Source organism: Paenibacillus allorhizoplanae (genome assembly GCF_927798215.1).
Classification (GTDB): domain Bacteria; phylum Bacillota; class Bacilli; order Paenibacillales; family NBRC-103111; genus Paenibacillus_E; species Paenibacillus_E allorhizoplanae.
On sequence record NZ_CAKMMW010000015.1, the window covers coordinates 50802 to 73856 of the forward strand.

The 23055-nt window shown below is 44.9% G+C and carries 15 protein-coding genes; 2 read left to right on the forward strand and 13 right to left on the reverse strand.

Going from position 1 to position 23055, the window contains the following annotated elements:
• Nucleotides 1-148 precede the first annotated feature (148 nt).
• The 5 genes from L6I86_RS22235 to L6I86_RS22255 all read right to left on the reverse strand — a co-directional run bounded on the left by L6I86_RS22235 (nt 149) and on the right by L6I86_RS22255 (nt 6624).
• Complete coding sequence (locus tag L6I86_RS22235; protein ID WP_236290618.1) at nt 149-1954, reverse strand: cache domain-containing sensor histidine kinase; 1806 nt, start codon at nt 1952-1954, stop codon at nt 149-151.
• Nucleotides 1954-2967 carry a response regulator transcription factor gene (locus L6I86_RS22240; RefSeq protein ID WP_236290620.1) on the reverse strand — a complete coding sequence of 338 codons (1014 nt, stop codon included), beginning with the start codon at nt 2965-2967 and terminating at the stop codon, nt 1954-1956. Before L6I86_RS22240 ends, L6I86_RS22235 begins: the two co-directional genes overlap by 1 nt.
• 81 nt (nt 2968-3048) lie before the next feature.
• Entirely contained in the window at nt 3049-4647 is a 1599-nt protein-coding gene (locus L6I86_RS22245; protein WP_236290622.1) for an extracellular solute-binding protein, read from the reverse strand.
• A gap of 108 nt (nt 4648-4755) precedes the next feature.
• Complete coding sequence (locus L6I86_RS22250; RefSeq protein WP_236290624.1) at nt 4756-5634, reverse strand: carbohydrate ABC transporter permease; 879 nt, start codon at nt 5632-5634, stop codon at nt 4756-4758.
• 27 nt (nt 5635-5661) lie between these two features.
• The gene (locus tag L6I86_RS22255; protein ID WP_236290625.1) at nt 5662-6624 is read right to left on the reverse strand and encodes an ABC transporter permease; all 963 of its coding nucleotides are present in this window, start codon (nt 6622-6624) and stop codon (nt 5662-5664) included.
• A gap of 517 nt (nt 6625-7141) precedes the next feature.
• Here L6I86_RS22255 and L6I86_RS22260 point away from each other — a divergent pair.
• Complete coding sequence (locus L6I86_RS22260; protein WP_236290628.1) at nt 7142-8116, forward strand: aldo/keto reductase family protein; 975 nt, start codon at nt 7142-7144, stop codon at nt 8114-8116.
• A 140-nt stretch (nt 8117-8256) separates the two neighbouring features.
• On the opposite strand, the gene L6I86_RS22265 is transcribed toward L6I86_RS22260, so the two are convergent.
• On the reverse strand, nt 8257-8760 hold the full coding sequence (locus L6I86_RS22265; RefSeq protein ID WP_236290630.1) for a dihydrofolate reductase: 504 nt from the start codon (nt 8758-8760) through the stop codon (nt 8257-8259).
• Nucleotides 8761-8784: 24 nt separating this feature from the next.
• Nucleotides 8785-9270, reverse strand: a complete 486-nt coding sequence (locus L6I86_RS22270; RefSeq protein WP_236290632.1) for a GNAT family N-acetyltransferase — start codon at nt 9268-9270, stop codon at nt 8785-8787.
• 329 nt (nt 9271-9599) lie between these two features.
• Here L6I86_RS22270 and L6I86_RS22275 point away from each other — a divergent pair, with 329 nt between their 5' ends.
• Nucleotides 9600-11957: an immune inhibitor A domain-containing protein gene (locus L6I86_RS22275; protein ID WP_236290724.1), complete on the forward strand. Its 2358-nt coding sequence runs from the start codon at nt 9600-9602 to the stop codon at nt 11955-11957.
• Nucleotides 11958-12021: 64 nt separating this feature from the next.
• Here L6I86_RS22275 and L6I86_RS22280 read toward each other — a convergent pair whose 3' ends face one another.
• From L6I86_RS22280 to L6I86_RS22305, 6 genes are all read right to left on the reverse strand, one after another.
• Nucleotides 12022-14781: a glycoside hydrolase family 15 protein gene (locus L6I86_RS22280; RefSeq protein WP_236290634.1), complete on the reverse strand. Its 2760-nt coding sequence runs from the start codon at nt 14779-14781 to the stop codon at nt 12022-12024.
• Nucleotides 14782-14806: 25 nt separating this feature from the next.
• The gene (locus L6I86_RS22285) at nt 14807-17713 is read right to left on the reverse strand and encodes a glycoside hydrolase family 66 protein (RefSeq protein ID WP_236290636.1); all 2907 of its coding nucleotides are present in this window, start codon (nt 17711-17713) and stop codon (nt 14807-14809) included.
• Between the two features lie 374 nt (nt 17714-18087).
• A complete protein-coding gene (locus L6I86_RS22290) occupies nt 18088-19800 on the reverse strand; it encodes a glycoside hydrolase family 66 protein (protein ID WP_236290638.1) in 1713 nt (570 codons plus the stop codon).
• A 5-nt stretch (nt 19801-19805) separates the two neighbouring features.
• Nucleotides 19806-20630, reverse strand: a complete 825-nt coding sequence (locus L6I86_RS22295; protein WP_236290640.1) for a carbohydrate ABC transporter permease — start codon at nt 20628-20630, stop codon at nt 19806-19808.
• 10 nt (nt 20631-20640) lie between these two features.
• Nucleotides 20641-21522: a carbohydrate ABC transporter permease gene (locus L6I86_RS22300; RefSeq protein WP_236290642.1), complete on the reverse strand. Its 882-nt coding sequence runs from the start codon at nt 21520-21522 to the stop codon at nt 20641-20643.
• Nucleotides 21523-21611: 89 nt separating this feature from the next.
• Nucleotides 21612-22955: an ABC transporter substrate-binding protein gene (locus L6I86_RS22305; RefSeq protein ID WP_236290643.1), complete on the reverse strand. Its 1344-nt coding sequence runs from the start codon at nt 22953-22955 to the stop codon at nt 21612-21614.
• Nucleotides 22956-23055 lie beyond the last annotated feature (100 nt).

The following is a 23055-nucleotide window of genomic DNA, read 5'->3' on the forward strand; positions in this document are numbered from 1 at the left end:
TGATCGAATTTAAGCAGTATTGTGTTTTTTTAAACAGGTGAGGGAACATTGGTGCGCTATTAGTATGAATTCAGCCTTTGTACGAATTGTTTGGGGAATAACGCAGCAAAAAGCCCCGCTCCACAAATAGGAGCGGGGCTAAATACCCTCATGTCCCTATATTCGGGAACCGAATATAGATCCGTGTACCAACGCCGAGCTCGCTTGCGATGCTCAGGCCGTATTGCTCGCCGAACACCAGCTGGATGCGGCGATGCACGTTCATCATGCCGATGCCGCCACTGTTGCCGGCACCCTTATGCAGCTTCGCTTCCGCCAATTGATTGGTGCTCAGCTGCTTGTTTAGCGAGGCGAGATGCTCGGGCGTCATCCCGACGCCGTTATCCTCAAGGACGATAATCAGATCATCGTCCTTCATCCACGCATCCAGCCGAATGTAGTGATGCTCCTCGATCCCATCAGCAAAGCCGTGCTGAAAAATATTTTCGATCAACGGCTGTAAGGTAAGCCGAGCTGTCTTCTTCAAGAAGAATTCCGGCGGAATTCTTACATCTAGCTCGAATTCCCGCCCTACCCTGTGTTTCATAATCGTCATGTAGTTCAGCACATGCTTGAGTTCATTGACGATGGCCGTCTCTTCGATATGCGTCTGCACCGAGTAGCGGAACATCGTGGCGATGGCATCCACAATCTCCGTAATTTCGGTGGATTGCTGAATGACGGCGTAAACGATAATATTTTCCAACGTATTGTATAGAAAATGCGGATTAATTTGCAGCTGCAGCGATTGCAGCTCTGCCTTCTGTCGCTCCAACTCAGCATCCTTCTTGCTGAGCTCGGTTCGGTATAAGGTGTCCATTAATTCTGACAGCGAGACGACCATCAAATTGTAACGCTGGATCAACTCATCGAGCTCATTTTTCGTTTGCAGCTGGGGGATTTTCACCCAGTTCCCTTTTTCCGTCTGGCGCATGCCATTTTTCAAAATTTGAATCGGTTTCGTGATGTTTCGACCAAATCGATAGGATAACAGTAACGCCAATAGCAGTGTAAGGCCCCCCACCCAGAAGGAGGAGTAACGTATGCTCGATAGTGGGCGATTAATATCTGCCGTCGGAATCGACACCATGAGGTTCCAACCCGTATAAGCTGACTTCGAGCTGACGACCATTCGCTCTTCCCCAAACGAGGAATCCTTGAAGGATTTCAAGTCATTCCCTTCTATTTTCGCCATCAGCGCCTTGTTCACCGTAGTACCGATTCTCTGCTTATCCGGATGATACACGATGCGCCCGTCATTATCGACAATGGCAAAAAATCCACTCGGCCCCAAATTAATTCCCTTCCATAAGGTTGCGAACTCGTCTGCCTTAATCTCGATGGCCAAAATACCTTTGAACTCATTGAACACTTCGCCATGAATTTTGCGTGCCAACGTGATGAATTGATTGTTGCTCTCCTTGAATACACTGTTGCTGATAATGGTCATGTTGCCTAGTGCATCCGTCTCTTTGTCCAGCTCTTCCATTGTAAAAGCAGGCACCGGATCAACTATCGGCTTCAACGCCGGATTCTCATAATACACCCAATGATCGTTATAATCGGCTAAATAGACGGTCATAATCTCCGGTGACTTAATAAAAAGCGGATTGATGACGTTATCCATTAAGTTGTCCGTGAACTGATAATACTCGTAATCGCCTGTTGGCGGGTCGTCGAGGAACTTTTTAACCGAGCTATTGGTAAAAAGCGACAGATGCGCGCGCTCATAATTTTTCAAATATAAATCCGTATGGTTGACCGCGTTCGATACAATTTCCGTTAAATGCTGCTCCGTTTGCTCCTTCAACTTGTTCGAGGAAATATAGTAAGAGGAGAAACCGATCGACATGACGGTGATCAGAACAATAGCGGCCACATAGGCGAAAATGCTGCGAGCTAACGATGGCTTCATCATTTGATCCCCATCATATGCCGGTATTCAAGCGGTGAGAGACCAGTGACTTTTTTGAACATACGGGAAAAATGCGGGTAGTTCTCATAGCCGATCTCATACGCGATATCGTTCGTGCGGTAGTGCGGCATTTCCAGCATCCGCTTCGCCAGCTCAATTCGTTTCGTGATGCGATATTGCACAAAGGTTTCCTTGAACACCTTCTTGAACAGCAAGCTCAAATAGGGTGGTGTAATGCCGAGATACTCAGCAACGTCCTCTAGGGAGAGACTATTCGTAATGTTGGCATCCATGTAAATTTTCGCTTTCTGCATGAGATCCTGACCACCTCGTTGCAGCGCCAGCTCATCGATCATCTTCATGATTTGCTCCTGAAGCTGCAGGAAGTAAGCCATCATATCTGTTGTATCGGTCATTTCTTCGGTTTTGGGCTGAAAGCTGCGAAGAGAAAGCCGCTTCTTGAGCATGGGCAGGCAATCCTGCAGCAGCTGAATGAACTCAGAATCCGAGGAGGAAGCCGACATGCAATACAACCGCAACTCCTCCAAATGCACTTCTACCGCATCAATTCGCAGCGTCCAGATGGCCTCTACAATTTTCTCAATCCAATCCTCATACTTGGAAATCGATAAAATCGCATGACCGCTCTGTGAAATCAGCTTGTTCAGCAAATCATGGATTTTGACCGGCGTAAACGGTTTCAATAAATATTCTTTGACCCCATAGGACATACCAGCCTGAGCATATTCGAAGTCACCATAACCCGAAATAATGACCTTCTGGATCAGTGGATATTTCTCATGCACTTGCTTGCATAGCTCAAGTCCATCCATCTTCGGCATTCGGATATCTGTAAAAAGCAGCTGTGGCATCGATTCCTCGATCATTTGCAGTGCCTTTACACCATTGCTAGCTGTGCGTATCAAATCAAATTTATGTGAATGCTGTTTTAACATAATAACCATACCTTTTAGAATAAGCGGTTCGTCGTCTACGATCAGAATTTGCTTCATCCAGCCGCCCCCCTTTATGGCAAAAAACATTTATCCTCAACCCGAGAATAAATGCTTTCCACCCATTGCACAAGCTATTTTTTAGTCGCCCATGACGACGCCGTCTTTTTTGTTGTAACGCTCTGTTGCTTCCTTGATGATTTCATTTCCACCTTTGGCTTTCCAATCTTCCAACGCTTTCGGCCAATCGGAGATCGGTTCCTTGCCATACACCATTTTCAGCATGTGATCTAGAATAACTGGCGGCATATCGGAGAACTTCAGACCCGCATCCGTGAACTTCGCTGTCGTTGTAAGCTCAGGTGCAAAGGAGATCCCGTTTCTTCCTTCTTTGGTCACGATGGTGTCAAATTGTGTGATCAACTTTTTACCATCTTCGGTTGTGTTTAAAAGTGTTCTGTTAAGTGCTGTATCTTCCACAAGTCTCAGCATAACGGAGCGGAATTGCTCTTCCAGGGAGCCTTCTGGTGTCGTCGGTTGTTTGTAAACGACTTTGTTATCTTGCATCGTGTACGTGTCGCCTTCAATACCGAAATTAAAGAATCGATCGCCCGCTTCTGTCACCATGTAGTTCATCATTTTCACAATCGCGATGGCTTTCTCCTTGCTAACCTTGCTATTGATGTAAGACAATCCGCCTGTGTAGCTGTATTTCATCATACCGCCCTTGCCATCATCACCGACTGGGGACGGAATAATGATGACTTCGGATTTGGCATTAGCAGGCTTCGTTGTACTAATCCAGTTCATCAACAAGTTCGCGTTGTGATTCCATACCCCGGATTTACCTGCATTGATATTGTTCGTCCATTTGTTACCGTCAAGACTCGCGAAATCCTTCGCCATCAAGCCTTCATCGTACATCGTTTTGTAGACGGTCAGTGCTTTCTGCATCGCTTCCACTTTGAAAAACTTCGGTACTACCTGATCACCGATTTTCTCAAACATCGTGCTATACGGCATAACGTCATACGCTCCGAAAATTACATCGGAATAAACGAAATCTTTCCGGAAGGCATACGGTTCAGCAACACCATTCTTCTTCATTGCCCGCAGGACGTTGAGGAAATCGTCTACCGTCTTCGGAACTGGCAGCCCCGTTTGATCCAGCAAATCTTTACGGATAAACGTGGAGCGACGGCTTGCATTGGACAAATATTCAGGAATGGCATAAATTTTGCCGTTGTACTTCACTTCGTTCCACGCTTGCTCGGGAATCGCTTTCAATAAATCTTTGCCATATTCTTTGAGCAGATCATCAAGCGGCATGAACAATCCACCTTTGATCGCTCCGCTCATATCTGGCCCCTGTGGGAACATCCCTTGAATCGTATTCATGACATCCGGCAGATCCGTGCTGGCGAACATCAAGGCTGTCTTCGGTTTGAACTCCGCATGCGGTACAAGGCGCAGATCAAGCTGCGTATTCGTCAATTCACCTAACTTTTTCACCCATTTATCATTGTTGATGTCTGTGCTGCTGAGCGCGTATTTATTTAAGGAGTCACTTAAGGAGATGGAGATTTTCACCGGTGCTTGCGCTTTTGCGGAACTTGCAGGGCTTGCTGGACTTGCTGAGCTTCCACTTGTTCCCGTGGTACTCGTCGAAGAATTGGAACAACCCGCGATAACCGCAACCATTAGCGTTGAGACGAGACCCGTTTTCAACCAAGCTTTCATTGTATATCCCCCTAATCGATATGTTGTTGATTCGTGATCATCTTATCGTGAAAGAAAAACTTGGAACATTGTGTTTTTTAAGCTCAGTTGATCTTTATTATACAGCTTTTACGATTTTATCGAACCGATTAACATCCCTTTGATGAAATGCTTTTGCAGGAAAGGGTACACGAGCATGATCGGAATCGTCGCAATCACGATAACCGCCATCTTCAGTCCTTCGGGCGATAAATTGGCGATATCCCCTGCTGTATTGGCTAAATCAGATGAATCGGTTACGACAAATTCACGTAATTTCACTTGAAGCGGGAACAAGGCACGATTGTTGATAAAATAGAGCGCATTCGAATAGTTGTTCCATAACGCCACCGAATAAATGATACTCATCGTCGCCATCGCTGGCTTCGAAAGCGGCAAAATAATGCTCCAAATCGTGCGAATCTCCCCCGCCCCATCGATACGAGCGGACTCGATTAGCTCGCCTGGGATGGAGAGAAAGAAAGAGCGCATCACGAACAAGTTAAACGCACTGATCGCCCCGGGCAGCATCAGCGCCCACAAACTATCCAAAAGGCCCAGATTACGAACTAGCAAGTAATTCGGGATTAGTGGAGCATGGAAAATCATCGTAATCAGCACGAGCAGCAAAATGTATTTGCGCTCTCGATATTCATTTCTAGATAGCGGATACGCTAAGCTTGCCGTCATGATGAGACTGATGAGCGTACCAAAAACCGTAATAATTACGCTTACACTAAAAGCGCGCCATATCGCAATTTGCTTCAGAACCGTTACGTAGTTATCGACTGTGAATTGAACAGGCCATAATACGACCTTCCCCGCGCTGAGTGCAACAGGTCCACTGAAAGACTGAGCAATAATATTTAATATCGGTAAAACCATGATTAAGCTGATCAGAATGAGCCCGATCGGATTCAACATGGATATCGCGCTTGGTTTATGCAGGGCTGACTTGCTGTTAGACATAGTTAGGTGCCTCCTTTCTTAGATAAGTTAGTATAAACCTTCGCCGGTTGCTTTTTTGCTAAACATATTAGCGGTTACGATCAGAACGAAACCAATCACCGACTTAAATAGGCCAATGGCTGTCGTGTAGCTGTATTCGCGCTGAATCAGCCCCACCCGATAAATGTACGTATCTAAAATATCCCCCTGCGAATTGTTCAAAGGATTCAGGAACACGAACACACGCTCAAAGCCTAAATCCAGAAAATTACCAATTTGCAAAAGAAAGAGGATCGTAATCGTCGTCAGAATACTCGGAATCGTAATGGACCACGTTTGTTTCCACCGTGATGCTCCGTCAATTTGCGCAGCCTCATAGATATCTGGATTGATCCCACTCATCGCCGCCAAATAAATAATCGTACTCCAACCTGCATCACGCCAAACACTGGAACTTACGATGATCGTCCTGATAAAGGAATCCTCACCCATGAAATAAATCGGCTCATGTCCAAATAGCGTCACGATATAGTTGACGACACCACTTGTCGGATTTAAGATTTCGATCACAATGCCCCCGACCACTACCCATGATAAAAAGTGAGGTAGGTATACGGCCGTCTGGACGAAACGCTTGAAAAACTGGTTGCGCAGCTCGTTCATCATAAGCGCCAATAGGATCGGTATGGGGAAGGCGAAGAACAAGGTATAGAAGCCGATGGCCATCGTGTTTTTTAAAATGCGCCAGAAATCTGCGTACTCGAACATGCGCCGGAAATTGTCCAAGCCCACCCAATCGCTTTTCCATATCCCCGTGAAAATACTGTAGTCTTGGAAGGCCATGACTGACCCCGTCAGCGGGATATATTTGAAGATTAAAAAGTAAACAATGCCTGGAATCGACAGCAGGTACAGCACCTTGTAGCGATTGTAATAGGTCAACAACCCTGATTTTTTCGCCGATTGCTCTTGAGGCTTGCTTACCGCCTGCTTAACGTCTGAATAGCTCATGTTCTCCATCACCCTATCATCGTTGTTATGATATGAAGTGTACCGTAGGCGGCGCGAAAGAGGCATACCGTGAATTAAGGGCACTTATCTTTTTTTAATATTTCACTCTGCTCCATCCTCCATCTCCATCATTTGAGCGCGATAACTATACCTCTTAGTCATTTCATCCCCCGCCACTGCCTCTGTGCCTAAATAACTGGATTTCCTCCAGCTAAATCCTCTCATTGCACCGGGTAATCGGGATTAACTGGATAAAGTACATCTAAATTTGGTCATATGCGTCGTATCGAGCTAAATCAGCCGAATTACCTACATGTTTTACATCTAGTTTGTGAAAAGGGGGATTTCCGACGAAATTAGCTGTATGTTTTCCAGTTATTCGTTGCTGGGGGCTTGTAGGGACCGCCCAATACTTAACTCTACGTAACTAAGTGAACTAATAGTGCCTTCTTGTCGGCCAACCCCACCTCACTTATACTTACAGCAACAAGGGTTGATGAGAGGATGATACTAGCAGATGAAATATAGAAATATGGGACGCAGCGGGTTAAAAGTAAGTGAAATCGCCTTAGGAAGCTGGCTTACATACGGTACAGCCGCAGAGCAAAAAGCCGCTGATGCTTGCATCGCGAAAGCTTTTGAAAGTGGTATTAATTTCTTCGATACCGCGAATGCTTACAATCGTGGCGAAGGCGAGAAAGCGATGGGAGCCGCGCTGAAAGGATATGATCGCTCGAGCTATGTGCTCTCTACGAAGGTCTATTTCCCGATGGGCGATGGCCCGAACGATCGCGGATTATCCCGCAAGCACATTATGGAGCAATGTGATGCCAGCTTGAAACGACTTGGTGTCGACTACATCGATATCTATTTCTGCCATCGGTATGATATACACACACCGCTGGAAGAAACACTTCGCGCGCTTGACGATTTGGTCACGCAAGGCAAAATCATTTATCCTGCCGTCAGCGAATGGAACGGCGCTCAAATCACTGAGGCTGCAAGCATTGCTGAGCGCATCCATCTACGTCCGCTGATTTCAAATCAGCCGATCTACAATATGTTCGAGCGCTATATCGAGCGCGAAGTACTTCCTGTATCCGAGCGCAAGGGGCTTGGTCAGGTTGTCTTTTCACCGCTTGCGCAAGGCATTCTAACGGGTAAATATAAGTTGGGGCAGCCGCTCCCTGCCGATAGTCGTGCTGCGAACGATTCCGTAAATGGCGTCATCAACAGCTATCTGAATGACCGTGTACTGCAGACCGTTCATGATCTTGAGCAAGTTGCCCAAGGGCTGGATATCTCTATCGCACAGCTCGCGATTGCATGGGTGCTCCGTCAACCTGGCGTAAGCTCCGCACTGATTGGTGCGACAAAGCCTGAGCAGATCGAAGAGAACGTGAAAGCTGTTGATATTGCGCTCGGAGCAGAAACATTGGGGCAAATCGAAGATATTTTGAAGAAAGTCGCGGATTTCTCTCCAGCACGCTAATCATTTGAACAATGGATAGTGCTTACCCCCACTAATAAAAGAATATATGCACAACGAGAAGCCGTTCCTAAGGTCAAAAGACCTTGCGAAACGGCTTTTTTGGGCATTCCTCTCACATAAAACCTGAGGACGGGCCTTTTTTAACCAAATAGCTCTGTATTGACCCTTGTGTACACATGAAAATAATACGTATATGGATTTGCTTCATCCGTAATCCCTTGATCGACGGAAACCTCCTGCCACTCCGTATAATCAACCTCTGGAAAGTAAGTATCTCCATCGAATTCATGATCGATTTTGGTCATATAGAGCTTGTCCGCATAGGGTAAAAATAGACGATAAATTTCTTCGCCGCCAAAAATGAAGAATTCTTCTTCTCCGCGGCACATCGCTAGTACATCTGCAACAGAATGAGCGATCTCGCATCCCTTGGCGGAATAGGTCGTATCCCTAGTCAGGATGATGTTCCGTCTCCCTGGCAACGCTTTGCCGATAGACTCGAAATTCTTCCTCCCTAAAATGATCGAATGCCCCATCGTCGTTTTCTTTACATACTGCCATTCTTTGGGCAGTCGCCACGGCAGATCATTGTTTCTACCAATAACGCGATTCTTGTCCATGGCTACTATGAACGAAATTGTCAAAGCGATCACTGCCTTATCTTAAATTTACGGTTCCGTAACAGACAATTTCATCCGTATGCCCGCTATGGTTTGCCCTACATGATTCATTTTCTTCTCTACCAAATAGGGCTTAAACCCTAGCTTGGTATAAAATATCAATCCTCTTGTGTTCACATTATGACAAACGAGATGCAACTCTTGAACCTTTAGAACCTCTTTCGCTTTCTCAATCATTGTGCGGATTAAAGATTCGGCTGCTCCCGTACCTCTGGCTTCAGGAGAAACAATGACGTTGCCAAGCCAACAGTGCTTATCTACCTCTAAACCATACAAATTCGCATACCCCAGTATCTGCCCCTTCACATCCACCACGACGGTTTGCTGCAATCTATGCTTAGTTGACTCCACGAGTTGTTCAGACGTAAGCGGGTATTGGAGCACAGGTGACATATAATACAGCTCTTCCGCATTGCGCGGAAAGGAACGAATTGTGTTGAAATCCTCGTTAGCTGCTGATCTACATGTGAACATGGGAATTCCTCCTTTTATGGAAAAGTGGGAAATTAAAGCGAATGTACCCCCCTCCCCACATCCTCCACTTGCGCATAGCCATACAATTTCGAGAGGAAGTTCTCGTTTCCTTTTTTGTAATCCGCAACTCTATCAAACGACAAAATCAGAGCTATCATGTCGAATAAGGAAATAAATGGGTGGGTCCATGTGAGCAGGACCATAAGCACTTACTAGACTAGTCGAATCTAGTATTTAATTGAAATGACCATAGGTCAAATACATAGATTTGTTTCAGTTTCATACTCTAATTTGCAGGAGGTCTCCTATTGAAAAACTACACCTCGAAGATGACTAGAGTTTTACTAGCAACAAGTTTAACCGCAGGACTTTTCTCAACAGCCGCTTTCACAACAGCAACATCTGCATTCGCAGCAGAAACTGACCACGCTGAGGCACTTGAAGCACCACCGGTCGATTTCAATATCGTGGATGATGATCGACTGGCCAAAGGCTTAATGGACCGAGGTCTATTAAGTAAAAGCGCTACCCCTGAACAAATCAGTAAAGCTATCAAATCGTATGTTGCTGTAAAGAACAACAAAATGGCTCCAACCAAAGTCGACAAGCAAAGCAATGAGATCGACAGAAGATCGAAGGAGTTCATTGCGAAGCAAAAAGATAAGCTTTCATCACAGTTAAACAAAGGCCATCTGGATTTGAAGAATGGTCTCCCGGGTGGCATCTCTATTCCATCCGCCAAACAAGATTCCTACAACGGTCCCGTACGCGAGGATAAAGTCCTTGTTCTTTTGACCGAATTCTCGGATTTTAAGCATAACAATGTCAAACAAGAACCTGGATTCATGTTTGCCAAAGATTTCAACCGTGATCATTATCAACAGCTCATGTTCGGCAATAAAGATTTCACTTTATTCGACGGTTCTAAGATCAAAACCTTCAAACAATACTACGAAGAGCAATCCGGTGGCAGCTATACGGTGGATGGCTATGTCTCAGATTGGTTAACCGTTCCAGGTAAAGCCGTCGAATACGGTGATGACAACCCAGCAGGAGGTCATGATAACCTCAACCCCAAAGGGCCTCGAGATTTGGTGAAGGACGCGCTGAATGCTGCAGTTGCAACCGGCCTTAAGCTAGCTGACTATGATAAGTTCGATTTATATGATTTGGATGGCGATGGCAATCAGAATGAACCTGACGGTCTAGTCGACCACCTGATGATTATTCATGCGGGTACAGGTCAAGAAGCTGGCGGCGGTCAGTTAGGCGATAATGCCATTTGGTCTCATCGTTGGACGCTAAGTAGTGTGTATGCGATACCCGGAACAACTGCAGGGGTTGACTATTGGGGTGGCCGAATGGCTGCTTATGATTATACGATCCAGCCTGAAGATGGTGCTGTGGGGGTTTTTGCTCATGAGTACGGTCATGACTTAGGATTGCCAGATGAATATGATACCCAGTATACCGGTCAAGGCGAGCCTGTTGCTTCTTGGTCCATCATGAGCGGTGGCAGTTGGAACGGCAACATTGCGGGTACAACGCCTAGCTCTTTTTCACCTCAAAATAAAGAGTTCTTCCAGAAAACCATGGGCGGCAACTGGGCCAATGTGACTGAAATTGACTCTTCCGACATAACGAAATTAGGTAAGGCTGCCATCATTGATCAGAGTGTAACGAAGTCCAACAATCCAGGTATCATCAAAGTGACTTTGCCAGATAAAGCAGTGGCAGGCATCCAGCCAGCGTTCGGAACTAAGTATTATTACAGCACGAAGGGCGATAACCTTCATACGACGCTTTCCACGCCTGAGTTTGATTTATCCCAAGCACAAACAGCTACATTTGATTTTAAAACGCTCTATGATGTCGAGTTTGAATATGACTACTTAACGGTGACAGCTTCGACCTACAACGAGCAAGTAACCCTCGATATTATTGGTGATAATGACACGAACGGCGACGCGCGTGCTGAAACCACGAACGGAGCTTGGGTAGACAAATCCTATGATTTAAGCCATTTTGCTGGTAAAAAAGTAACCCTCCACTTCGACTACGTCACGGATGGCGGGCTCGCGTTGAATGGTTTTGCTATGGATAATGCGAAATTAACCGTAAATGGTCAAGTCGTATTCTCCGACGATGCCGAAGGTGCATCTCAATTTAACCTCGACGGCTTCGTCGTCTCGAACGGTATTGAATTTAAGAAGCACTATTACTATTTAGAGTGGAGAAATTACGCTGGATCCGATAAAGCTTTGGAATTTAGCCGTGGTGTCAAATACAATACTGGACTTGTCGTTTGGTACGCAGATGATAGTTATTTGGACAACTGGACCGGTATTCACCCTGGAGAAGGATTCCTTGGTGTCGTAGATTCTCACGCTGACGCGATGATTTTCAAGAAGGATGGACAAGATTCCGTCTCGCAAACGACACGATATCAAGTAGCGGACGCTGCTTTCTCGTTAGACAAAACACCAGCCTGGTACATCAACAACCCTACCCGTGGTGAGTATACGTATAAATCTCTGCAAGGCGTCGAGGAATTCTCCGATTCCAACAGCTACATGAATGCATTGATTCCAGATGCCGGGCGCCTAGTGCCGAATTTTGGATTAAAGTTCCGGGTTGTGGGTGAAGCCAAGGATAATTCTGCAGGATTAATTTGGCTCCATAAGTAAGGATAATATGAACAAGACAAAAACCCCTAGCCTACTCAGCTAAGGGGTTCTTGTTATTAGTAACTTACTCGACGTTGCCGTAGTACCAAGCTTCACCTGTCGTCATAATCCGATAATTCAGAGCAATTCTATCGTCCTCCGTCCAAGCTAGCGTGCTTGGATTTTGACGTATTAGGACAATGTTTAAATTAGAAAAGTCCCCTGTAGTCACCGCAGAGCTTGCCAACTGGCTAAGTGGAATGACCATCTCCATCTCGCCTGTAGTTGTGTCCCACTGAGGAATGGTAACTCCTGTAATATGGTTGGTAAATGTCCAGTTCCCGCTTTGAACATTAAATTTAGAAAGATTCGTTCCATCACTCCAACGTCCAACTAAATATTGGAAAGGTCGATCCAAGGTTCCTCCATACATCCCTGTCGACTTGGTCGAGGCTGCACTGTGCTTAAAGTCCTCAGCGTACACCATCATTCCAAATCGCGGAGTGGTATTGAAGCCTGGTAAGGTACCGCTATTATTTTTGATACGGACATATAAATTATTAGCATCGTTACTAACATATACCCTCTTAATGTCTGTAGCTGCTGAACTTGAAGAACTGTCTGAAACCTTATCGACATAGTAAGGAACATTGCTCCATTGCGACAGATCGTTGGCTACGGTTGTTGTAACCGTAATTGCTTTGTATGCCCCGCTATTTGATTGCGGAGGTGTAATCCGAATATCCGCTTTTCCCTCATACTGCAGGGCCGCAAGGACAAACCAAGCCGCAGTTACAGGCTCAACGGATGTACTCGGCAGCGGCTTGAGTGTAATCCGTGAAACAGCTTCCCCTGCTGACATATAGCCGACCGCCGTTCGGGATACGACCCATTGTAAATAATTAAGAGCGTTCGCTGTTTCTCCACGATCCAGATGATAAAGCGCCATATAGAGACTCATCTGCGGCCATGAAGGCTCATCGCTTTGCGCTTCGTTACCTGCAGGACTGAACGATGCGGTGTAGTAGAAAGTATCCCCATCATAACGGGCTATACCATAGTTATCATGCTGCAGGTTCGTTTTTATTTTGTTAATATGGCTGCTTGCCCGTGAAGAATTGGCATCGACTACCCCATAAGCCATCAGCGCCGCTGATGAAGCATCTACCAACGTATTAGCGCCTCCGGATGTTGTTACGGCCCGATTGTAATAGTTATTCACGACATTCCACAAACCTTTGGGATTCCACGTATCTTCTCTTTGAATACTGGAACGAATTTTACTGGCTGCTCCATTATAATCGTCGGCTAAGCTGTTCAAGCTCTTCGCCCTCGCCATGTACTGCGCCGCATCCAAACCAGCTACATAGACCGCTTGTGTGAAGGCGTTGTACTCCACATTCTCCTCCCAAATGCTATTATCTGGCACGCCGAATTGATACGGGTCAGACCCTAAATTCGACCAAATGAAATCAGCGGATTTTTTATATTTGGTCCAAATGTTGTTGAGGAAAGTCGTATTTCCCGTCTTTACATAATGCAGGTAAGCGCCTATTAAGAAAATGCCGATGGAATCATGCTCAGGCTCGACAAAAGAAACATAATTATTAGTCCATAAATCGAACGTGGTCTTAAAGCTGCCGTCAGATAGCTGGCGATCCTGCAGCCAATACCAATATTTCTCCGCTTCATCGGTAAAGCCTGCTTGATCGAGCGCCATCGCCGTCACCGCTGAATCCCTTGCCCAAACCTTATACCCATAAGCGATCGGATTCGTTGCTGCCGGCATGGCTCCGGAAGTTGGCTGAATGGAGTTCTTGATCGTAATTAAGCCGCGTTTATACGTATCGTTGATACCGGTATCCGTGAAGTTGACGGTTTGTTTACCGGTTCCCGTTAACCAATTTGTGTAAGAAGTTCCGGTTTGGGTAAACCAATAGGAGGCTGTTTGTGCTCGCGCCGTATCAATCGAGCTTTGTGCATTCGCAAGTGAATTGCGCACTGTTGCTACAAAAGAACGTGTGACTGAGCTGTTTGCCGGAATCGTAAATCGATCCTGAAACGCGACACTGATGTCTACAGCTGTCTTGCTGGCGTTGCTCTTAACGGTTCCGTTGTTGTCGAAGGTGTACCATGCCGCTACATCGGAGGCAGCTAGCGAGGACTGCGTATCGTCAGCTACCTGATAACCATCCATTGTTTGATAAGCGCCAAGGGCGACATAATACTGTCCCGAATTGCTCATGTTGACGAATAAGGTATTCCGCGCTGCATCGTAAGTGCCCGTATTCGTTTGATTCGTGCCTCCCTTGGTTTTATTGTTGACATGAATTTGCTCCAGCATGTTGTAATCAATAGCAGAGCCTGTTGGATTCGTAAACGTAAAGGTGGCAACTGTGAAATTATCATTTGGCACCATTGCAAAATCCTTCGTTACCGTAATCGGCATGTTAGTGCCGCTATAATCCAAATATTTGGTACGTAAAATCCCGTTGTTATCGTAATAAGCTTCAGAATTGAAATTATGCGGCTGATCATATTTGGTCGAACTGGTTTCATTTCGGAAAAAGCTTGAGTAATCAACGATTTGATTCGTCGTATAATCATCGCTGATCCGCATCTCGCCAATCCGTGGTCCGAACGTACCCGTGTCATTCTGAGACAGCTTGCTAGCCATCCAAATATTCATGGCATTCGTCCAGTTGGACATATAAAGGCTCGTAATAGACTGCGAAGTGGGAGAGGTCAGGGCAAAGACTGGCACTGAAATAAGCAATAAACTTAGTGTTAACACTACGGCAAGAAATAGTGCCAGCTTAGATTTATAAGTGCGCATAAGGACCATGGTTAAACCTCCTAGTTCGTATTTTTCAATTGATGGTTATATTGTAGTTCGTACCCTCCCAGCGGTCTGTGCTGTACTCAGCCACGCCATTGGCATTATCATCCCAAAGGAAAGTCGCGTTTACCGTAGTGCCTGTCGTAAAGGGGCCAACTGAAATCTCATAGTCCAAATTGCCGTTGGTAGAACCATTAGATACAAATGCGGTATCTACGACATTTGTCCAGTTGTTTACACCCCAATGAACCCAACCAGGTGCACCCACCCGGTACGTGATCCTATACCCTGCTGGAACAGTGGTAATCTGGCGATCAAATTGCCAAATATACGTTTTATCCAAATCCAAATGATCCAGGTTTATCGCTCCAGCATTCGTACTGTTGTACCATAACACGATGCTATGGTGACCCGGCTTCAAATGTGCGGTCATTTCACCATATCCCCAAGTCCCCCATCCTCCAGTTGACTTAAGTTGAACGGTTCCCGCAAATTTGCCGTCGACATAGACGTCCCTGCTTGCGTTAGTACCACCGTTGGCGTAGCGGAATCTGAGTACATAATCATCATCTGTTGCTGAATTGACGATAAAAGATACGCCGTCGCCGGAATTCGCAAATTGATCGACAAAGCCAGTTCCTGTGTAGCCAGCATAATTGGTATTGGTTGCAACGTTGGATTTAATCGCTGTCTCGGCTTCATAGATATCATTGGTTGGCACACTAAATGTTCTTTTCATATAAATCATATCCCAATACTTCAGGGAAGGAACGGTGAAGGAAACATATTTACCATTGGTATCAGAACTGCTGGTGAAGGTTAGTTCTTGGGTTGTTCCATTCGAAATATCTGGAGATGCTAGGTAAACATTAGAGATCGTTTCGTCATTGCCAATATAAACCTTTGTAGCTAAATTCGACATGTTCGTTGGAGCGTTAGCCGCATTTCTCCACTTCGTATCATTATTCGTTAAGTTAATTAGATGCACAATGTCATAGTTGGTGCTGCGCTTATTTAATTGCCATATCGTTCCTGAAGCTGCGTCCCCGCTTACGGTTTGACCCGTGATGCTTGCGAACTGAGTGCCAGAATCGTTATTGACTACGTCGGTATCAAACAATAAGTTTTCATAGCCTGTGATAAAATTATAGTGATCCTTCATGCCTTCCCGCAGTGTACTTCTCATTTGCTTGCTGAAGTTGGGAAAGTAAGGATGTCCTAGCATCTGATCGGCCTCACCCATCTCAATGTGGAAAGCCCCACTGGCTGCAATCGCTGCATTCGTCAAACGAACGGAATTTTCCTCGAACGTACCGAGCGTCAAGCTATCCAGGTTAATGAAGCCAGTGCTAGCCGTATCTTTTTTCAGGCGAATTGTATGGGAGCCGGCACTCAGCTGAACTACACTGTAGGCGTCAAATGCCCATGTGTTCCAATCGGCTTGATCCAGGAATTCAATCTCCTTGTTGAGCACGCCATCCACATATACGTTTCTCGTGGATTTGGCACCCGTATCATTCGCATAGCGGAACACTAAAGCATATTTGCCTGTTTCCGGTGCAGAAATGGCGAAATCCACATAGTCACCATTATCTCCAAAGCCATCCACAAATCCAGTTCCTGTATACCCAGTATGATTGGTGTTAGCTGCCACGCCATTTAACGTAGCAGATTCGGCTTCATACTTTGTACCGAGATTCTCCTCATAGTTCATGTAAGCCGCAAGGACAAACGCTTTGCCACCATTATTTTGGCGAGCGTAATTGACATAATCCTTCAGTTCAATGTAATCATCCGAGCCTTCCCAGATTTCACTGTAATCAAAATCAGTTTGAGCATTCTTGGTGACATCGGGGGCTGCCCAGCCATCAACGGCACCATTCACTACATTGAAGGTTACTACTTTATTGGACAACGAATTTGCATTCAGATTGCTTCTTAAATTGTTGACGAATCCAGCAAACGTGTTATCTAGATCAATGGTTGACCCATTATACGCGTAGGGGTCACTTCTTTGACCCATTTGATCCAGATGAATGCCGTCAAATCCTGCTGTGTTCAAAATATCTCTATACTGTCCGTAAATATGGTTCTGCCAGCTCGTGCTTGCCGGATTGAATAACCATAAGTTGGTATTTGGATTGTTATCCACGAAATCAAAAACCAACTGATTGGCATGGGCAGCATCATAGAACATTCCCCATTGATTGCTGACGCCAGAGATGGTGGAATAATCTTGAAGCGCCGCATAAGTCATCGTATACGGCATAGCTGCGGCATTATAATTATGCATGGAGGAGATCAGATTCTGAATCGTTGGCCATCCAATGGTCAACTTTCCGCTCCAATCCGTCCAGGAACTGTCAATAACGCCTGATGTTCGTTTGATCATATTCTCATGCCGCCACATCCAGTCGTACAATTGGAACGATACGGTATGGTAATCCTGCATCGTCTTCTTTACACGAGCATCGGTTGTACTGCTTGATTCACCAACCGGAAATTCGCTCATAAATCCATAACGCGGATACTTTATCCAGTCATTGGACACATCAATGGCTGTAGCACCTGTCCCAGCAGACCCACCAGCAGTAATTTTTACGAAGTAGCCGATATGATTTGTTGATGGCGGTGTCCATGTGAAGTTCACCGTTGTAGAACTTCCATTCGCGAGAGTTACTGCTGTTGATGTCGTATACTTTTGGGTTTCACCTTGGTAAATCGTTATCGTAATATTGTTACTATAGGAAGTGCCTGTATCATTCGTAAGTTCTGCCGAGATTGTTACCGTATTTCCCGTGTTGTACCTTGCTTTGTCCGTATATACTCGCTTTACGATTCCGCTGGTTGCGGCATTAGCTACAACGACGAAGAGCATCCCAATTGCAAGGCTGATCACAGCTAACACGACTGCTTTTCTATAGATCGTTGACAACATTCATGAATTCCTCCTTTAAGATTTGCACAATTGTTGACTTCCATTGGCTGTTAGTTTCAAGATCTGTATTCCTGCTCACCTCCTTTTCAAGACAGAAAAACCCCTAATCGATACACTGAGAAAAATGGACATTTTTCCGTTCGATTAAGGGTTGCTAGTCTTTCATAAATTGAAGTGGTAGCTTCGTTACAGCTTCATTGTAAACCCATCTGATTGCACTTGAAACACCTTAAAATTGCTATTAAGGTACGTATTTTTACCACATAAGAATTTCTAAGTTTCCAGTATACAAGGAAAAACAAATTCTTATTGGCGATAAAAACTACCTTTAAACGCGGTCGCTCATCCTCGAATTACTTCGAAAGTAGTTTTTCTCATTGTACAAGCTCAATAACCACTAAAGTCCAAATATCAAGATGAGGGATTGTCAAGACGAGTGTTTTGCCGCGATCCCTATCCTCTATCTCGTATTGTGCTTGCTGTGGCCTCCCCATCTCGTCATCCGGAGTCGAAATAAAGACCGATTTCACATCCGATTCAAGCAAAATAGTTAATGATAAATCATGCTGCGGAGTTGGCTTTTCCTTCCCCGTATTCCAATAATCGTCTGATACACCACAAAGGTTAATCAGGTTCACCACTTTCAGTCCCGGCTTTTCTTTAATTAGTGTCCAAACCTTGTTCGCTTCACCGTAAGTACTGTATGAAACCTTCTCGAAAACATATTCAAGATTATCGCCATCCACATGTGTCATCGAAACGTCCCTTAACTCTGGGTCAAACAGGACAGTAGCATACCTGATCATGAAATCGTAATACAATCGAATGTCTCGGAAGAAGGAATCAGACAACTTAGAATAATCCACATAATAGCCTTGGGTTAGCACACCTTTATTCTCGCCCAACAGCAAATGGTAACCACCGCTGGCGGAGATCACTGCCGTTAGAATCAGTGCAGCATGGTTTGCTCGGTCTATGGATGCATCACCTGTCTCCATGAAGGGCTTTAAATAAGCGGCTAATATCACCGGCTTCCCCTCACCGTATTGCTGCGCCCAGCGTAAAATTTGAACGATATGATGATACCGCTCATAAGGTTTCCAAACCTCAATATAAATGACATCCTGTTCAGCACGCGCAACCGTGTTAACCGGCCAATTACCCACATTATTAAAAATTAAGCATAAGTCATCTATACTTCGCTGCAGCGTCATCCGAGTATTATTGATCAGTACTGGAAAGTGCTCATCCAGCTTCACAATCTTATCCTGATTAGCTAACTTGGATATGGCTATTTTCGGTGAACCATAAGTATCCATGTGTATACCGTCAAAGGGCAGCTCCTCAATTGTTCGCTTATACTGCTCAATGATATGGCGATGCCACGGTGATTCTTCTGCTATATTCATTAAGTAAAAAATGTGAATAAAGTCGAGCACCTTGCCGTTGCTCCCATAAAGAGCCCAATCGGGGTGCTGCTCATAAAATTCTCGACTTGCCGCATACACAGCGCCATAAGCAATGGCCTTCATGCCAAAGCTGTGACACAGGTCAATCTTCTCTTCAATCACCTTTCGGCTGGACACCTTACCCATTAAATCAGAGTAGACTTCTACTTCAGCTACAAGATCATCATGACGATACATCCAATCATAGAACTGTACGAGGTTGATGTGCAGCTTAGCCATCTGCGTGACATCTTCGCTGTCACCAGCCTCTTTCGGGTGAAAATCACTTAGGAATCCGTACCTTGGCGATTTTCTCCAGTTCGTAACCACATCGAATGAGGTAGAACTTACCTGGAGCCATTCCTCATCTAGATACAAGTAAATATCAACGCCATAGCCTTTAAAATCAACATCCTTAGGACTAATCATCAACTGGACGGTTTGCTGTCCTGGATCTGATCTGCCAATCTTGTGACGATAGACTTCAATTTGTTGGTTCAAATCGTAAACTTTTGCTTCCAATTCAACCTGACCGTTATCCATGGCAAAGGGGAGATCTAACTCCACGGCAATGGTGATCGGTTGATTTCGCAGGAACTGTGCTTTTACCGGATAAACATCATGGATATATGGCTTCACTCATCTCATCCCTTCAGTGCACCTGCCGTGATGCCTTTAATAAAATATTTCTGGAAAATAAGAAATGCAAGTACAGCCGGAGCAAGCCCGATCACCGCTGCAGCTGCCATTAAGTTCCACTGTGCGCCGTATTTTTGAAAAAAAATGGAGATGGCTAGGGGGACGGTATGCATCGTCTGACTTTGCAGGAAAAAGACGGCCTGACCGTAATTGTTCCAAATCCCAAGTCCCGATAAAATGACAACAGCAGCGGTCACAGGCTTAACGAAATGAAAGGTAATGCGCCAAAACGCAGTAAAATAGGTGCATCCATCCATAATCGCAGACTCCTCAACCTCTCTGGGAAGCTGCTTAATAAAGCTAGCATAGAGAAAGACTGATAGTGGAAGTGCAGTGGCTGCAGTAAGAAGAATCATCGCCCAATGCGTATTAATACCGCCAATCGATTTCATCAAGGTGTATAGGGGAACCGTAATAATAATTGCGGGAATCATCATACACAGCAGGAGAAGCTGAAAGATAATTCGATTGAAGCGGCTGTTAAAGCGAGCAATAGAATAGCCTGCCGCACTCGCGAATAGGACGATTATAGCCACTGAACCTATTGTAATGATCAGCGAATTCAGAATAGCATTGCCAATTTTGGAGATTTTCCAAGCGTTCACATAGTTAACAAAATGAAAATCCGGCAGCAGAATATTGCCATCAAAGAAGCTGCTGGATGGTGTGTTCAGAGATAAATATAACAATGCGTAGAATGGAATGAGGGATAAGAGTACCATGAGCGTTACGACGACATATCTGCCAAGCCTAAGGGTTTTGTTTCGCATCGCCTTCTCCTCACATCTCAATCTCTCTGGATTTCGTTAAGCGCATAAAGATGATGACAGGAATCACAATGATCACAAATAATAGTAACGCCACTGCCGTTGAATACCCTGTGAAACTGCCATATAGCATGCGCAAAATATAAATACTTAAAGATTCCGTACTGTAACCTGGCCCTCCGTCTGTTAAGGCGACAATGATTTCGAATACGCTCAAGGAACCTATTATATTCGTAACGACATTAATTTGGATGGCTGGATATAGCAATGGAATGGTGATAGAGTGTAAGGTTGCAAAGTAGCCAGCTCCATCGATTTTGCTGGATTCATATAACTCTGCCGGTATGGATTGAAGCCCTGCCAGATAAATAATCATCGTCATACCTACAAACTGCCAAACGTTGACCATCACAAGTACTTTCATAGCAGACGAACTATCACCAAGCCAATTCGTGTTCATAAATCCTAGATTCATATTGTCCAAAATATGATAGAGGAAGCCTCTCCCCGGCTGTAAAATGAAATACCAGACATATCCCATAATTAATGGACTGATAACTGCTGGTAAATATACGATGGCCCTAACTACGCCCTTCCCCTTAAAATTCCGATCTAAGATAAGTGCATACGCGAGTCCAAAAATATTAAGCAGCGGCGCACTTCCGAGCGCAAAAAAAAGGGTATTGTACAGATCGTGCTTGGCTCGATCATCATGAAAGAAATCGACGAAATTTTGCATCCCCACAAATTTGGCTTGGGACACCCCGTTCCAATTCGTTAAGCTAATTCCTATTCCCTGTGTGAGTGGGTATATGAAGAACAACGCGAATAAAAGGATAGCAGGTACAGCCATAAATTTGTGCAGATTGGTATTAATGGCGCGCAAGAGATACATAGCGATCCTCTCCTAAACCCGAATGTATGAACGATTATGAGAAAGGGAAGAGATCGGTGATCCTTCCCTTCTCGCGAGTTCATTCTATTTTACTTGGAAGCTTTCCATCCTTTATCCCATGTTTCTTTGTACGTTTTGGCAAAATCAGCTGGTGTTTTGTATTTGCCGGCAATCAATTCTTGCACCATGCGGCCTACATCATCACCCGAGAAGCCAGAAGGTGTATCTGTGAAGGCAATGTTCACACCTGTTTTTAATGCTTGCGTTGCTTGATCTTGTAGCGGGCCCCAATCAGCTTTCACATCGGTGAAGGCGGAAGGTGATTTAATCGCTTCGCTGTATAACTTTAAATTTTCCGCTTTGAAGAGGAAATCAAGGAATTTCTTAGCCTCTTCCGGATGCTTGGATGCAGAAGTGATCGCATACTTGGAATCCTCTGCGGATAATACGACTGGCTTACCTCCATCTTGTAAAGCTGGGAATGGGCTGAAGCCAATATTTTTGGCAAAATCCGGATTGATCTTGAGCAGATCGCCCAGTACCCACATGCCTTGGCTGAACATAGCTGCTTTTCCGGCAACAAAATCCTCTTTTTCATTATCATAGGTAGCGGTCAATGCATCCGCATTGATCAACCCTTCATTCTTAAGCTCCATGATTCGAGCAGCGAAGGTCTCCATACTGCCGCCTGGGGCATCAAACGCAAGTTTTGCCCCATCGTTGTTAATGAACGCTTTGCGTGATTCATAAACACCATACTGCTGCTTGATGATGCCATGAGCCATAAATTCGATCAAATGTCCCATAGACCATGCTTCTTTACCAGGCAAGAACATTGGCACGACGCCTTTTTTCTTCTCTTTGATTGTTTTCAAGTTTGTTTTGAAGTCAGCCCATGTGAGTGCTTCCTTTAAACCTAATTCAGAGAAAATTTGCTTGTTGTAAAATATACCGCCCATTGTAACTGTTGCTGCTGCCGAGAACTGTTTGCCCGTTTTAATATCCGTATTCAAATCTTTGACAGCCGGCAGCACTCTCGACCAGAAGGCAGCGTTCGATAAGTCGAGGTATTTTCCTTGATCAATGTAATCTTGGCTAACTACCGTAGTGATATCAGGTACATCGCCGGATGCGAACTTGATCTTGATCACATTGCTGGCATCCTTCTGATATTCCTGCTCTACTTTGATACCTGGATTCTCGGTTTGAAACTTAGCGATCATTTGATTAACTAAATCTACCGTTTCTACTTTACCTGTCAAAAACTTTAGTAGGACGACTTCTTTCGGTTTCTCTGTTGGCTTTTCTGTTGCTTTGGCCGATTCGCTGCTAATGGCTGTTGTTGGCTTTACCTCTTCCTTGGTTCCGCATCCTGCGGCAATACCCAAAATAACTGAGAAACACATGACCATGGATAGCGCTCTGTTTAACACGTTGTTTCCTCCCTTTTGTCTCACATAAGAAAACTTTGTAAACAGTTCCTTCTATTTCATCTTACTTTCAATCCAATCATTCGTTAAGACCTCAATTTTC